Source organism: Enterovibrio qingdaonensis, from assembly GCF_028683135.1.
GTDB classification, from domain to species: Bacteria; Pseudomonadota; Gammaproteobacteria; order Enterobacterales; family Vibrionaceae; genus Enterovibrio; species Enterovibrio qingdaonensis.
On the sequence record NZ_JAJUBB010000004.1, the window covers coordinates 156003 to 170405 of the forward strand.

At 45.9% G+C, this 14403-nt stretch carries 13 protein-coding genes; 6 read left to right on the forward strand and 7 right to left on the reverse strand.

All coding sequences use genetic code 11. The annotated features are described in order from the left end of the window. Positions 1–165: 165 nt before the first annotated feature. Both LRP49_RS07740 and LRP49_RS07745 read right to left on the reverse strand, forming a co-directional pair. Entirely contained in the window at positions 166–1071 is a 906-nt protein-coding gene (locus LRP49_RS07740) for a hypothetical protein (RefSeq protein ID WP_274141389.1), read from the reverse strand. A 102-nt stretch (positions 1072–1173) separates the two neighbouring features. Further along, the gene (locus LRP49_RS07745) at positions 1174–2382 is read right to left on the reverse strand and encodes an iron-containing alcohol dehydrogenase (RefSeq protein WP_274141390.1); all 1209 of its coding nucleotides are present in this window, start codon (positions 2380–2382) and stop codon (positions 1174–1176) included. Positions 2383–2758: 376 nt separating this feature from the next. Here LRP49_RS07745 and LRP49_RS07750 point away from each other — a divergent pair, with 376 nt between their 5' ends. Continuing rightward, on the forward strand, positions 2759–3721 hold the full coding sequence (locus LRP49_RS07750; RefSeq protein WP_274141392.1) for a nucleoside hydrolase: 963 nt from the start codon (positions 2759–2761) through the stop codon (positions 3719–3721). Positions 3722–3896: 175 nt separating this feature from the next. Here LRP49_RS07750 and LRP49_RS07755 read toward each other — a convergent pair whose 3' ends face one another. The 4 genes from LRP49_RS07755 to LRP49_RS07770 form a co-directional block, all read right to left on the reverse strand. Beyond that, on the reverse strand, positions 3897–5132 hold the full coding sequence (locus LRP49_RS07755; RefSeq protein ID WP_274141394.1) for an RNA polymerase sigma factor: 1236 nt from the start codon (positions 5130–5132) through the stop codon (positions 3897–3899). A gap of 3 nt (positions 5133–5135) precedes the next feature. Continuing rightward, positions 5136–5495: a YciI family protein gene (locus LRP49_RS07760; protein ID WP_274141396.1), complete on the reverse strand. Its 360-nt coding sequence runs from the start codon at positions 5493–5495 to the stop codon at positions 5136–5138. A 287-nt stretch (positions 5496–5782) separates the two neighbouring features. Continuing rightward, complete coding sequence (locus tag LRP49_RS07765; protein ID WP_274141398.1) at positions 5783–5998, reverse strand: DUF3820 family protein; 216 nt, start codon at positions 5996–5998, stop codon at positions 5783–5785. Positions 5999–6063: 65 nt separating this feature from the next. Beyond that, entirely contained in the window at positions 6064–6591 is a 528-nt protein-coding gene (locus tag LRP49_RS07770) for a DUF4395 domain-containing protein (RefSeq protein WP_274141400.1), read from the reverse strand. Positions 6592–6847: 256 nt separating this feature from the next. On the opposite strand from LRP49_RS07770, the gene LRP49_RS07775 reads away from it, so the two are divergent. The 4 genes from LRP49_RS07775 (at position 6848) to LRP49_RS07790 (ending at position 12715) form a co-directional block, all read left to right on the forward strand. Beyond that, positions 6848–7366 carry an Hcp family type VI secretion system effector gene (locus LRP49_RS07775; protein ID WP_274141402.1) on the forward strand — a complete coding sequence of 173 codons (519 nt, stop codon included), beginning with the start codon at positions 6848–6850 and terminating at the stop codon, positions 7364–7366. Between the two features lie 137 nt (positions 7367–7503). Further along, on the forward strand, positions 7504–9597 hold the full coding sequence (locus tag LRP49_RS07780) for a type VI secretion system Vgr family protein (protein ID WP_274141404.1): 2094 nt from the start codon (positions 7504–7506) through the stop codon (positions 9595–9597). Then, a complete protein-coding gene (locus LRP49_RS07785) occupies positions 9576–10199 on the forward strand; it encodes a DUF4123 domain-containing protein (RefSeq protein WP_274141406.1) in 624 nt (207 codons plus the stop codon). Before LRP49_RS07780 ends, LRP49_RS07785 begins: the two co-directional genes overlap by 22 nt. Beyond that, on the forward strand, positions 10196–12715 hold the full coding sequence (locus tag LRP49_RS07790; protein ID WP_274141408.1) for a LysM peptidoglycan-binding domain-containing protein: 2520 nt from the start codon (positions 10196–10198) through the stop codon (positions 12713–12715). The genes LRP49_RS07785 and LRP49_RS07790 overlap by 4 nt, the downstream gene beginning before the upstream one ends. Before the next feature lie 13 nt (positions 12716–12728). Here LRP49_RS07790 and LRP49_RS07795 read toward each other — a convergent pair whose 3' ends face one another. Further along, positions 12729–13739, reverse strand: a complete 1011-nt coding sequence (locus tag LRP49_RS07795; protein ID WP_274141410.1) for a formylglycine-generating enzyme family protein — start codon at positions 13737–13739, stop codon at positions 12729–12731. Between the two features lie 243 nt (positions 13740–13982). On the opposite strand from LRP49_RS07795, the gene LRP49_RS07800 reads away from it, so the two are divergent. Further along, entirely contained in the window at positions 13983–14381 is a 399-nt protein-coding gene (locus LRP49_RS07800; protein ID WP_274141411.1) for a hypothetical protein, read from the forward strand. The last annotated feature ends 22 nt before the right edge of the window (positions 14382–14403 follow it).

Sequence of the window (14403 nt, forward strand, 5' to 3'; positions counted from 1 at the left end):
TGTTATCAGCAAAAATATACTGATTGCAGGATCTGTAAGAATAAGACGAATTGGAGAAGGGGGTAATGAAAAAGCAGTGAGGACTTCACTGCTTTTTGGCACTTATACTCAAACGACTTGAGGGTGCAGAATTCAGGTTAATTGGGTATATCTATATGACTAATTTTACTTGGGTTCTTCACCAAATGCAGAAGCTATACCAGGTATTAGAGACAACAGTTGCTGGTGAATTTGTGGACCAACAATGTGCAGGTCTTCAACGAGCTTGTCGTATTGGTGATAATCAAAAACACCATCGACAGCCGCAATTTCCTGATACCCAAAAAACTCCTTCGTTCTGCCGTTGTAGACCGCCACGCCAACGCTGGTGATTTTGGCGTACCCATTTAACGCCGTCTGCGCATTGAACAATATAATGGGGCTCACTTGTATCAAGATATCAGTATCAACCGTTGGCAAATCAGCGGGATATTGCTGTTGGAACGTCTCCCCTTTACCGTCCGGTGCTGCCCAACGGAAGTATGGCGTTTTATCACGTTGGTCGGTCGCTAAATACACCTCGACACCGCGCTGCTCCAACGCCTCTGTCAGTGCATCAATAAAGTCTTTCCGCGTATTTAATTGTGGGTTTTTCTCGGCGTACAGTTCGTGGAAGTTCGCTGCATTTTCATTCGCTTTTCCCCCCATCGAGTTAATAAGCCCTGCAGTCAGTGCCCCAGCGGCACCTGATACACCAGCCTCCATTGGAGACATACTTGGCGAATTCACAATCTGGTTTTCAACCACGGCAGTCGCGAGATCTTTATCTAGTTCTGTTGCCTTCAACGGTTGCTGCGAGGCAGTCGTATCAAAAAAGGCCGCTAGGTCATCCGAAAAGTGTACGGTGCCATAAGTATTCGGTAGTTGACCAACAAGCGCATGCACCCTGACTTCGGGAATATCAACAATCGTGATGCTTTTTACATTGGTGATTTTTGAGGTATCTATAACGGGTGCTGACGCACAGCCAACCAAACCGAGTACGGATGCAATAACAGCAGTTTTTTTCAATACCGCGGGAATGTGAAACATAAAGCCTCCATGCTTTTATATACAGGAGGCATTGTTTTCTAGGTGATTTTGTTTAACAAGTCCTTACTAACAGCTTTGTAACCTAAAGCACATACAAGGTTATCATGCTCTGATCTTCTCGATCAGTTGCTCACACTCTTGTAACGACAAATAGTGGGGAACCGGATAATTCCATCTCGCCTCAGATGTCGCGTGCTTCGCGATATCCGAAATATCCGTTTGCTGCAATTCAACCAAGGTTTTTGGTAACGACATTTCATCTTGCAATGACACAACATAAGCAACAAACGCCTGAGCGTTCATTTGATCATCCCAATGCGATTCGCCAGCCCCAACTATTTTTGCCAGGTTCGCCATCTTCGTCTTTGCTGAAGGCAATGATGCCGCCAAGACATGTGGCAAAGCTAGTGAATTCGCGACACCATGTGGCGTACCATATTTGGCACCTAGGTTATGCGCAATGGCATGTGCGTAACCTAAGCTGGCTTTCGTAAATGCAAGGCCAGCAAAATATGACGCCATTGCCATATTTAGCCGTACCTGTAACGATTTTCCGTCCTTATATGCCGCGATCAGATTTTCATGGATCAAGGTCATTGCTGCTGTCGCATAGGCATCGGTTTCTGTGGTGGCGTTTAGCGAAAGATAAGCTTCGACAGCATGCGTCAACGCATCCATCCCTGTTGCAGCCGTAATATGAGGCGGTAAATCAACCATTAGCGCAGGATCTAACGCAGCCATAAGTGGAACGAGTTTCGGATCCATTAAAGGCGTTTTTTTGTGATTAAAGGGATCGGAGATCACCGCAGCAACCGTCACCTCAGATCCCGTTCCCGCTGTTGTGGGTATGACAAAAAGAGGGGCTGGTGTTCGCCACACGCGCAAGAGTCCAGCCAATCTCTTGATTGACTTATTATTGGTAACACGCGCCGCGATAACTTTTGCGCAATCGATTGGAGATCCGCCGCCTATCGCCAAGATCCCGTCACACCCATTTCTACGATAGAGATCAAGCCCAAGCTCTGCCTGAGAGTATGTTGGATCTGGCGTAACATGACTAAAAACCGTGTACTCCACACCGCGTTTCGATAAATATTCTTCAATCTTGCCGACAATACCGATATCAACCAGCGGCTGATCACTCACAACAAGCAACTTCTTAAAATTCATTAATCCTATTGCTTCACACAACTGTTCAGCACTGTCAGCCCCCGTAAATAATGTAGGCCTAGGAATAGGTATCACACGGGCCGCAATTTTTAAGGCTTTCATATAGGTTTTATGCAGAAAGAGCGATACTTGCTCGGACATATCAGTTTGCCTCTCATTTCAGTAGTTTCAGCCTAGGCGGAACTTGCGGCTCCTTCTAGATTTTTGCGAGAAAAAACAGCCATTCATCACGAACAAAAACAGACACACCAAAGTATGTGAGCATTAGAAAAAGGCAGAATAGAAAGGATAAAAGTCGACCAGAATATTATCACCTAAGATTTTAGCGGCGATAACGATTGAAACATTCCGAATGTTAAAACGTCTACAGGCCTTTAAAAATGGTCAACCGCAGCATTTGGAGCCACCAACTATAAACGCGGTGACTCAGTTCACATTCCACACTTTTCTGGCTTACTTTCAGAGAAGGTGTGATACACCCTTTAAACACTCACTTAGCGAAGATTCCGAGTAAACAATGACAAAGAAAATCATACTCGACACCGATCCGGGTATCGATGATGCAATGGCCATCTTATTTGCAGAGGCTAATCCCAACATCGACCTTATCGCGTTAACCACGGTTTATGGTAATGCTGAAATCGAGACTGGCACCCGCAACGCGCTTTACCTCAAACAACGATTCAACATGACCTGCGATGTTGCCAAAGGTACATCCGGCCCTCTTCAACGCGACCCTGTCGAAGCCAGTGTGGCAGTGCATGGTCAAAATGGCTTTGGCGATATCGACATTGAGGACCCCTCGCTGACTGTCGACCCGAGACCCGCGCATCGATACATGATTGACGCCGTTAAAGCCGCGCCAGGTGAAATCACCCTCGTTGCGGTTGGCCCACTCACCAACCTTGCACTCGCCCTGCAAGAAGCCCCAGAAGTTACCTCAATGGTTAAAGAGGTTGTCATCATGGGTGGTGCATTTGGCACCCACGGGCACACAGGAAACGTCACACCTTTTGCTGAAGCAAACATACACGATGACCCTCACGCCGCAGATGTTGTTTTCACAGCTGATTGGCCAGTAACTGTCGTTGGTTTAGACGTTACTCATGAGGCATTTTTCTCCTCAGAGTATCTCGATACCGTTCGGGACACCTGCGGTGATACAGGGCAGTTTTTGTGGGATATCAGCCGTTTCTATCTGGCGTTTTACAAAGAACGAATGGGTGTTAACGGATGTTTTGTTCATGACCCTTCAGCTATCGCGTATGTCATAGATCCGAGTTTGTTCGAGGTTCGTAACGGCCCCATCCGCGTGGTCTGTGAAGGTCCGGCAGAAGGCATGACACTGCAAAAATACCGCGACACAAAACATAAAACGGATGCATGGAAAGACAAACCCGCGCAGAACGTCGCCATTTCGGTTAATGACAACGCACTGTTGGATTTGTTTTTAGACTCAATGACGGCGTATTCAAAATAGTGCCAAGACGGCATGTGCCCGTCTCAATCGGTAGGTCAGATATTTTTGAGGGGCTTGAGACTTCATCCAGCCCTTCAATTTTCAGAGCGAAGCCGGACAAATCGAACGTGTTGTAATCAGAACCTAATGGGTAATCACTTTTGCCTTGAGTGACGTCACACCTCAGTTGGCTGCATTAATTTAATAGACGTAGTTTTCGTTCTAGCAGTCGGCGGGAAGCGTCATTTGGTGCTGTCTGAATAGCTTGTTTATACGCCTCTCGCGCGTCGTTGAATTCACCAAGCTTTTCTAGAACATGAGCTCGAGCTGCGTGCCAAGGTTGGTAGTTTTTGAGCGTAGCTTGCAGTTCATCAATTTTTTGCAACGCTAGTTCATATTGCCCTGTTTCGGCGATAACCACAGACCAGTTTAGTGCCACAACAGGTGTCGGTTCGAACGCCCAAAGAGCCCTGTAGAGAAAAGATATCTGTAACCAATCAGGTTTGGGTCGCATCATGTGGCAGTCTGCTATCGCTGCTTTAATTTGGAAAGGTCCTGATTGCTTACGCTCGATTGCGTCTTCAAGGATGCTCCTCGCCTCCTCCACAATCTCATTCTGCCAAAGATTTTCATTTTGTTCTTCTATCGGCACGATAGCACCTTTTGCATCGATTCTTGCAACTCGTCTTGAATCGGTAAGAAGCATCAATGCAAGTGCCCCCTCGATTTCCGGGTCATATGGGCAAAGCTTACGTAAAAGAGAGACTAAAAAAATACCTTCTTCGCATAGGTATCGTGGTCCAGTATCTTGTGTCACATAGCCTGTGGTGAAAATCAGGTATATCGTGGACAGAACGGTCGTTAGCCTGTCATTCCATATATCCAATTCAGGAACGGAAAAGCCGATACCTTTTGCTCTTATCTTCGCTTTTGCTCTGGACAGGCGCTGCCCCATCGTTTTTTCACTATCGAGGAAAGCCGCGGCGATTTCTCGGGTCGTCAAATTGCAAACGGTACGCAGAGTTAGCGCAACTCGGGACTTTTCCTCTAGCGCAGGGTGGCAACAGGTGAAAATCAATCGCAGGCGTTCATCTGGGATTATTTCCGTAGCACTTTCAAAGGACTGGTCTTGTGAGATTCTGTCTACTAGGCCTGGATCGTTTTGTCTCTGAGCATGGCGTCGAGCAGCGCGAATTTGGTCTATCCCTTTGTTCAATCCTACCTTCATCAACCACGCAACAGGATCATTCGGAACACCTGCTTGGCTCCAATGCTTGAGAGCGGCAATCGATGCCTCCTGCAGCGCATCTTCGCCCATTTGGAAATCACCAAGCCTAGAAATCAACCCAGATAAAATCCGCCCCCTATCGCGGCTAAGCACCTCATCAACGATGTGAGTTACCGCAATGGCATTGGGGACGGCATTTTTCATTCGTCAGTTCTCCATCTCGTAGTCCAGCAGCGGCCGTACTTCGATGGTGCCGAAATGGGCTATGGGTATCATCGCGGCATACTTCAAGGCTGTATCTAAGTCCGCAACGTCTACCACATAATAGCCCCCCAGATGCTCACGCGTTTCCGCAAAGGGACCATCCATCACTTCCACCTTACCGGATTTTATCCGAAGTGAGGTCGCGGATTCGACACCTTGCAACCCTTCACCACCCACAAGCACGCCGTCGTTTTTATAGGCTTCGCTGGTTAGAGCAAACGCTTCCATCATTTCGTCAAATTCCGGTGTACCGTATTCAGGCTCTTTGTCCGGGGCAGCATACAGCAACAGCATATATTTCATTTTAAGCTTCCTTCTTTTTTGATGGTTCTCGCTACAAGGACGATCCTATTCCGCCGTTTTCGACATGCTCAGAAATATTTATTTATACCCAACAACCTGAAGTGCTCGGTATTTCCTATCTTTCTGTATGTTTTTGGATTTGGAACTGTCGGACAATCTTGCGCCATGACATTGAAAAGAGGCAGTTTTTAAGAACTTAAGAGGAATAAAAGAGTCAACCAAATAGGCTAACCCCTTTAACTGATTGCATGTCCACTCCGCGAAAATTTAACGGCTGGGGTGAGAAGTCACATCTCTTTTAACGGCTTCACCACGCTATCTAACCCCTCGATCTTCAGGGCTAGGCAAAGCTGCAACAGCTTTCCTAGTTCACCCTCCGGGAAGCCTTTCTTGTCAAACCACAATAAGTATTCTTCAGGCAAATCAATCAATACTCGTCCCGCATACTTTCCGAACGGCATTTTCATCCTTGCCAGTTTGAGCATGTTTTCTTTTTCTAACATCGTTGACGTCTATTTGGCGTTATCCAGTCACAAAGTTTACCACGTGCGGTTGCGTTTGTTCGGCTTTACGCGGGTTGGCACGGCTCACAGCCAAAGAGCTTGTTATACATCCAGCAGCCAACACAAAAGCCCAGAACCGCTTCAAGCCATGTCAGCATAAAGCAGGCTCCAAGCACGCTAAATAGCCAAATATCCGGTAATTCCATTAACCTGAAAACCAAACAGGCAATCCCCATCAACGCACCCAACGACCACGCAAATCGTTTTGGCTGAATCGGTTTCCATACTGGCGAAGATTTCATTGTAAGTGCCGTGCCTAACAATCCACTCGGGCTCAAGGGGGTAAGCCCAAATGTTGCCGCCATGGTCATGTCAAAAATGACATAGGGCGCGATATAAAGAATGGGGTCAATCTCAGGCGAAACGTAGAGTGTGAACATGGTTAGCGCGGATATAATATTAAGCAGACCTGCCCTTGCTCGTGTCGCCGTCTCGTTGATTCGTAAGCCACTTTCACCTGAAACAGCGCTACCCATAGCAAGCATTGGAGATGTGAAAAAAGTCGGTGTTTGCTTCGTTCCCTGATCAGGCATGACACACTCTCTGTTTGTTTTCTTTAAACGTAGCAAACCTTTGAAAATGAACCGTACATTGCTTTCAAAATTCAGCATTGGATCTCTACCTGTTTTTGCCTCCTAGCAATTTCTTACTCAACCACCAAGCAAACCCTTGCGATACTCCGCACCTTATCAATATATCTCTCTGTTTTTATTAGTTAATACCTCTGGCACGACCCTTGCGATAGAAAGCGGGACATTAATCTATCCCTACTTAAACAAGGAAATCGCAATGCCAACTCCATGCTATATCGCCATTGAAGGCAAAACTCAGGGCAACATTACGGCGGGTGCGTTCACCGCGGATTCTGTCGGTAACATCTATGTCGAAGGCCACGAAGACCAAATGCTGGTACAAGCGTTTGACCACATCGTGACAGTACCGACTGACCCACAAAGCGGTCAGCCTTCAGGCCAACGTGTACACAAGCCATTCAAATTCACTGTGGCCCTGAACAAAGCGGTTCCACTGATGTACAACGCATTGGCATCGGGTGAGATGCTGCCAAAAGTGGAACTTAAGTGGTACCGCACCTCGGTGGAAGGGAAGCAAGAGCATTTCTTCTCTACCATTCTGACCGACGGCACCATCATTGATATCGATTGCCAAATGCCACACTGCCAAGACGCGAACAAGAAAGAGTTCACGCAACTGGTCACCGTGTCTGTAGCGTACCGCAAGATTGATTGGGAACACACTGTCGCTGGCACGTCCGGTGCAGATGACTGGCGCACGCCAATCGAAGCCTAATCACAGGTTTGCACTGCAACAGCAAGTCCGGTCGGGGTTTCCTTCGGACTTGCCGCTAACCCGTCTTCGGACGGGTTTCCTGCTACAAGCATTTCCCGCGCTCGGGACAATACGGTCAGTTGTTAAGGTTTCGCAGTATGGCAAGGCAAAGCGGTCTGCAATTTACACTCACGGTGGAAGGGTTACCGGAAGACACGTTCGCGGTAACAGCATTTTCGGGTAACGCCGCCCTCTCTTCCCTGTTTTCTTTTCAGGTGCAACTCGCCAGTCGTGATGAATCCCTCTCGGCGATGGACACCGTGGACCACAACGTCTGTCTGCGTTTGTGGCAAGACGGGGAAATCCAACAACGCATTCATGGCATTGTTCGCCAGTTCACGGTGGGTGATACGGGGTTTCATCACACCCTGTATTCATTGGAAATAGTCCCTGCTCTGGCCCGTCTTTCGCTTCGTCAGAACAGCCGTATTTTCCAGCACAAAACCGCCCCTGAAATTATCAGTGTCCTCTTGCAAGAAATGGGCATTGATGACTATGCCTTTTCAATTTCGGGCAACCCTGAGCCACGCGAGTACTGCGTGCAGTATCGGGAATCCGATTTGGCCTTTGTCGAGCGACTCGCCGCCGAAGAAGGGATGTTCTATGCCTTCTACCACAATGAAAACAGCCACACCGTGCTGTTTACCGATGAGGTACAGACGTTGCCAGTCATGCCTTCGCCTTTGTTGTATAACGTGAATGCAGGCGGTATCAGTACCATGCCGTTTATCAGGCGTTGGCAAAACATCACCCAAGTAAAACCGTCGTCTGCGCAATTGAAAGATTACAGTTTCAAAAAGCCCGCCTACGGCTTCTTGCATGACGCCACAGGCACAGAAATGGCCTACCAACGCGGGACCTATGAACACTTTGATTACCCCGGCCGCTATAAAGCGGACAGCGCAGGTAAACCCTTTACCCAATATCGCTTAGAGCATCTGAGAAGCGATGCCATCACAGCGACCGCATCAAGCAATGTATTGCCTCTGTACCCCGGACACATCTTCACGTTGGAAGAACACCCCGAGGAGGCCAACAACCGCAACTGGACTATCGTCAGTACCACCTTTGACGGCACACAACCGCAAGCATTAGAAGAGCATGGTGGCGACGGCATGACGACCTTCCACAATAGCTTTTCAGTCATTCCGGCTCACCGCCCGTGGCGACCCACACCGCAGGCGAAACCTTGTGTGCAGGGGCCACAAATCGCTATTGTCACCGGCCCTGAGGGCGAAGAGATTTTCTGCGATGAACACGGGCGGGTGAAAGTGCAGTTCCCGTGGGACCGCTATGGCAACAGTGATGATGCTTCAAGCTGTTGGGTCCGTGTTTCCCAAGGCTGGGCGGGCAGCCAATATGGCATGATGGCCATTCCCCGTGTGGGCCATGAAGTGATTGTCTCTTTTCTAGAGGGCGACCCTGACCAGCCGATTGTCACAGGGCGCACGTATCACGCGACCAATATTCCGCCCTACCCCTTGCCGGACAACAAAACCCGCACGGTGATACGCACGGAAACCCATCAAGGTGACGGCTTTAATGAAATCCGTTTTGAAGACCAAGCAGCGAAAGAAGAAATCTATGTGCATGCCCAAAAGGACATGAACTTGCTGGTACAAAACGACCGCAAAGACCACATCAAACATGACCTGCATTTGGATGTCGAGAATGAACGCTTTCAGCGCATTCGGGTAGATGACCATTTGACGGTGGAGGGGAATGCCAAAGAGCACATCAAAGGCAACAAAACCCTCATCAGCAACAGCAGCATTCATCTCAAACAAGGCAAGGCACACCTTGTTGAAGCAGGTAGCGAGTTTCATCAAAAGTCAGGAAACAAACTGGTAATTGAAGCCGGAAGCCAAATCACCCTTAAAGCCAGTGGTTGCTTCGTCACTATAGACACCGCCGGCGTACACATTTCAGGCCCTGTTGTTGATTTGAATGCCGGAGGCAGTGCAGGCAATGGCAGCGGATATGGGGGAGTGGTGCCGACGTTGCCTTTCGGCGTTGTCGCGCCGAAAGCGCCTCAAGAGCAAATATCATCAATCACAAGTGCCTCTCAATTTTCACTCGATGCGAATGTCATCACTACCTTCAATTACGCACTCGCGACAGAAGACGGTGCGCTTATCACAGAGTTATGCAATTGTGGGGAGGATGGTACGTGTCCAATCCACAACAGTTAATCGACCCCGATTCAATAAAAGTTATCGACGGCACGAAAAACATACCAAACAACAATCTCTACGCCATTGTCGAGCCACACTTATATCCCGATTGGAAGGATTGTTTAAGGCTGGAGCGCAAAGATGAGTTTTGGGTAACCCTCTTTGAAAATACACCTTTTGAGCATATTGATTGTGGGCCAGTTTTGATTGACCTTTCTTACGAGCCTGAAGCTAAAAAGGCATATGTCGCCTATTGCGAAGAAATGCCAGCAGCAATCTTCTTCACCACCACGGATGTTATTCGCGTAAGCAAACTTGCATCACAATTAAAAGGGCGATTATTAGCCAACACAGAGTCGACTAAAGCTCTGTTTCGATTTTACGACCCCAGGATGATGTTGCCATTACTCTCCGTTATTTCGGCAGAAGAACGAGCACAATTATTTCCCTCGATAAACTCGATCTACTGGTACTCACACCATTGGCTAGAAGCCACCGTCATGCAACGTGTTGATTCTTCCACTTGTCACCAGTTGTACGCACTAAACATCGATAAAAATAAACAACAACTCATGCAGATCGTCTTAGAAAAATGGCTTAACGGAGCAATAAATCGATGAACGATATTTATGTAATTAAACCCGGCGACACTCTCCTACAGATAGCCTTTGATAATAACGTGCACTTTGTTGATCTGCTGGCATTGAACCCTAAATACCAAAAAAAACCTGACCTCATTTTTCCAGGTGACGGGTTAAAGTTGCCTATTATTGTTGAAGATGAAATTGAAACCATCTTTGAAATCGAACCCATTTCAAACAAACCTCAGGTGAAAGATGGCTGTGTCAAAGGCCAGCCATTTTGTAAAACAAATGAAATCTGCGATATTCTTTTCGTCACGGGCGAAAAGCCAGAACAATATTATTTGCTTGATGTAGACACGCAAAAATCCATTGAAGATGAACTCAGCATTACTGATAAGTTAATTCAAGACTACGGAAAGCTACTCGAAGAGTCCTCATCTATAGACAGTACGAATGAAAGTGCGCTAAACCAACATAAAAAGAAAAAGCAAGCGTGGTTTGATCAAGCAACTTATGCGGGCGTAATAAAAAAGGAACAGCAAAGTGACAACACAGAAAAACACCCCAAAAAGCCCGCATCTGAAGACACTCCTCAACGAATAAGATCACAGATCAAATCGCTCCAAGATCGACGCCGCATCATCCATGGCTACGTCCCTTTTTATGGGCTAACCTCTGAGTCATCCAAAGTTACGCTAAAGAACAAAGTCGTGGAGACTCTCGACCGAGAAATCGCGGCTTGGGAGGCAAAGCTAGATAAACCTCAGAACCCCGAATCCTCAAATAAACAAAATATCGACTTACACAACCTAGGCCACAAAAAACTCATCACGACCAATCCCAAACGACATGTCGTAGAGGTTTGGATGGTGAGTAAAAATAGATTGGTTTACTTACGTGCTGATTTTGTTGAGAAAGCTCGCCGAAAATGGATAACTAATCCAGTAAAAGACAAACTCGCCACCGCTATCGCTAATAAAAACAGTCAGGCCATACAGAAAGCTCTTTTCGATGACATCAAAAAAGGATTACCCCAAACCGCTAAACAAGCGGCATTTGGAAAGCTTGAAGGCAAATTTAAGGAATGGAAACTACAGGGTGGCAAATTTGCAGAATGGAAGCTAGAGCAAACCCTTGAAAATGACCAGGGTGAAATTGTATTTGCTGCTTCTGAAGAGGCCCAATTGCTTCGCTACGCAGCGCAAGCCAGTGTCAACGCAACATTGGAGCCCGCGGAGGGAAAAATTGACATCGGAGTAGGTGCTGAAGCGAGCTTTGCCTTAGCGGAAGGAGCCGTAAAAGCTAAACGTTTTTTCCCACATAAAAACGGGTATAACGTACAGCTTTCTTATCTAGATGCAATGAAACATGAAGCAATGTATCCATGCGGACGTTTTCGTGCAGACTTAGAAGTATTGCTAAGTTGCTTCGTCGGCGTGATGGGACAAGCCAACATAAAGTTGACCAATCAACCGCAAGACAAGGGGGCCTCAGGTGCACATTTACTACTTTCTCCAGATATCAATGTTGGGCCCAAGGCAAACGGAGAAGTTGGCCTGAGTGCAGGAGCATTCGCTGGTGCTCAAGCAGGTGGGCAAATTGCTGGCTCACTCCAGTGGGAACCACCAGAAAATATATACACAGGTAACTTTGGTGCGCTTGCAGAAATAAAAGCGGGGGGTAACGTGGCTTTTGGTGCTGGAGCAAGCTTAGATTTTATGGTTGAGTTAACTCAGGAAGGAAAGTTTTTATTTTATTGTTCCGGCAAGCTTGTTTTCGGGCCAGGAGGATCTGGTGGGTTTGGCACTTCGGTTGATTTCGATAAGATATGGGAATTAGCCAAAGTAATTTGGGGAGCTATTCAAGTCATAGATTATCGATTCCTGAAAAATATCAACAAAGATGCTTATGATTTTTTGTACAAAGCAGCCTATATGGCATTCTCTGCACCACAGCAAACCCTCGATGCACTTCGCAATCCTGGAGAGACATTAGACAGCGTCATTAGTTCTGGTGTAACTAAAGTGAATGAATGGTGGGATGATAGAACCGACCACAACGATCGTCAGGAGATATTAGGAAATGAGGCCAAAATACTATCCCAGCGCATTTTAAATAGTCGCACTTTTTCAGAAATTTCCGCAGATTTGTTGCCTCCTCAAACAGTAGGCATGATGCTCAATACACTTTTAGTCACTTTCTATTTTTCGTGGGAAGAGAAACAAGAAAGGGCGATTTTTAAGCTTCTAAACGAAAGTATATATAGCTGGAGGAAGTTTGAAGAGGTCTTAGCTTGTATAAATGATAAAGGCGAGAAGCAAGCAGGTGACAAGGTGTTATTTCACAATATCGACAGGCTGAATGCTATTTTAGATGGATACCAACAAAATATGTTCAACTCCTGGGTAAATCATCTAGCATCAACAAATCGCTTAGCCCAGAATCAAAAGGGTATACCTTTCACTCCATATAAGAACATAAACAACAAAAAAGACAACGTTGTCTATCAACTACATAAATTAAATAAAAATGGTGCAGATTTCTTTGTCTAAGGTTAAGTCTGCCCTACAATATTGATGACTGAATACTGCACCTAAAACCGTTAACTTTGATCTCTGTGGTTGGGTCAACGCCAAATCTTGTCATGGTTTTTCCAGCACGCATTGTTTTCATTGACCCAGCCTCTGGTCCTACTGGATTATATTCTGGAGATATTTTGTAGTAATCGACGCTAAACCAGTCATTCACCCATTCTCTTCTACCACCAGTCATATCATAGATACCTAGTGGATTTGGAGGCCAAGCTCCCACTTTTCGCTCGTCTGAGTAGTAGTTCCATTCTTCCTTTTTGTAATCCACATAGAAACCGGCTTCAGGGTCGTAATAATGTCCTCCTTTTCTCTGAAGGTATCCATTATTTGTAGCATAATAGACATTTTCCCCTCGACTTCTTGCTGCATACTCCCACTGCGCCTCAGAGGGTAAATCAAACGGAAGCCTCGTTATTTCACCCAACCAAACACAATAATTTTTAGCATCATCCCAACCTGAAATTCTTGCAGAGTAAGCTTGAAGTTTACGTTTTATCTTTAGGAACACATCACCATCACGTAGGAATTCTCTTCCACCATTTATAAATGGAAGGCCGAGAGAGTGCAGATAAACATCGACATCGAACAACTGTGCTTCGTACTTAGAAAGGTAGTAGCTATCTAGTGTCACTTTGTGAAGAAATTTCGCACCTGATTCTAAAGAGCTTAATGTGCTAAAACACTTAGCATCAGGCGTCCAATCCATCCTTTCTGTACTTACAGGATCACATGGGGCCTTAAAATCTCCCATCATAAATGTGCCACCTTCAACGAACACCATGTCCTCAATAGCGCGCACAGCCACTTCAAAAATATCTTTTCTTAAGCTTTCTTCTGATTCTGGATATAAGCGTTCAATATTTTCTTGTATCTCCGCAATCTTATCTTTTGATACCACATCACTGGTAATTGGAAGAGTAGAGTTAGCATCGCCACAAGAAGCAATAATTGGCACAAGAAATACGAGTATATTTTTAAGTTTCATTGGTGTTCATCCCTAAACTTTACACTCAAATTTTACTTAGACCACCTTTAGTCGTTAATGCCAAATTCTCGATTATTAGGGGCAAGTGGCGAGATTAGAATGTAACTTTCATTGTTGCAAACCTGTACTAACAAAAGCGTTTGATCGCACATAGCAAGATAGTGCAGGCAGAACACTAATGACGTTTAGCGGAATAGTCACTTTAACGAAGATGAAGTACTTGCTATGCAGCAGATATCTCTCATGAAAATATTTATGTGGTTGCATGAAATCTGGAGCAGGTATTCGAGTCAAAGGAACGTTGTCTTACGGCAGGTGGAAGAAGCCCTATCACGGCTACAGCGCAATCATGCAATGACGCCACAAAGGCGGCTGGATTTTAAAACGAATTGTGACAGAGTAATCGCATTCTTAGACAGGCCACTTGCGCTAAATACAAACAAAGAGACACTATTAGACCAGTATGATTTTATTATAAAACGATATAATCGTTACCACTTCAAAGATTTAACAATAAATCTCTATCAGGATGTTCAGAAAAAAGAAGCACAATATAAAAAAGAAATATTGGATCTAAAAAGAGAAATGCGAGCAGAGGCTTTAGCGAGGAAACCCACCCCACCAGAGATGCGTTTCCCTTAAATATAGTAGTATTAATAGTCAA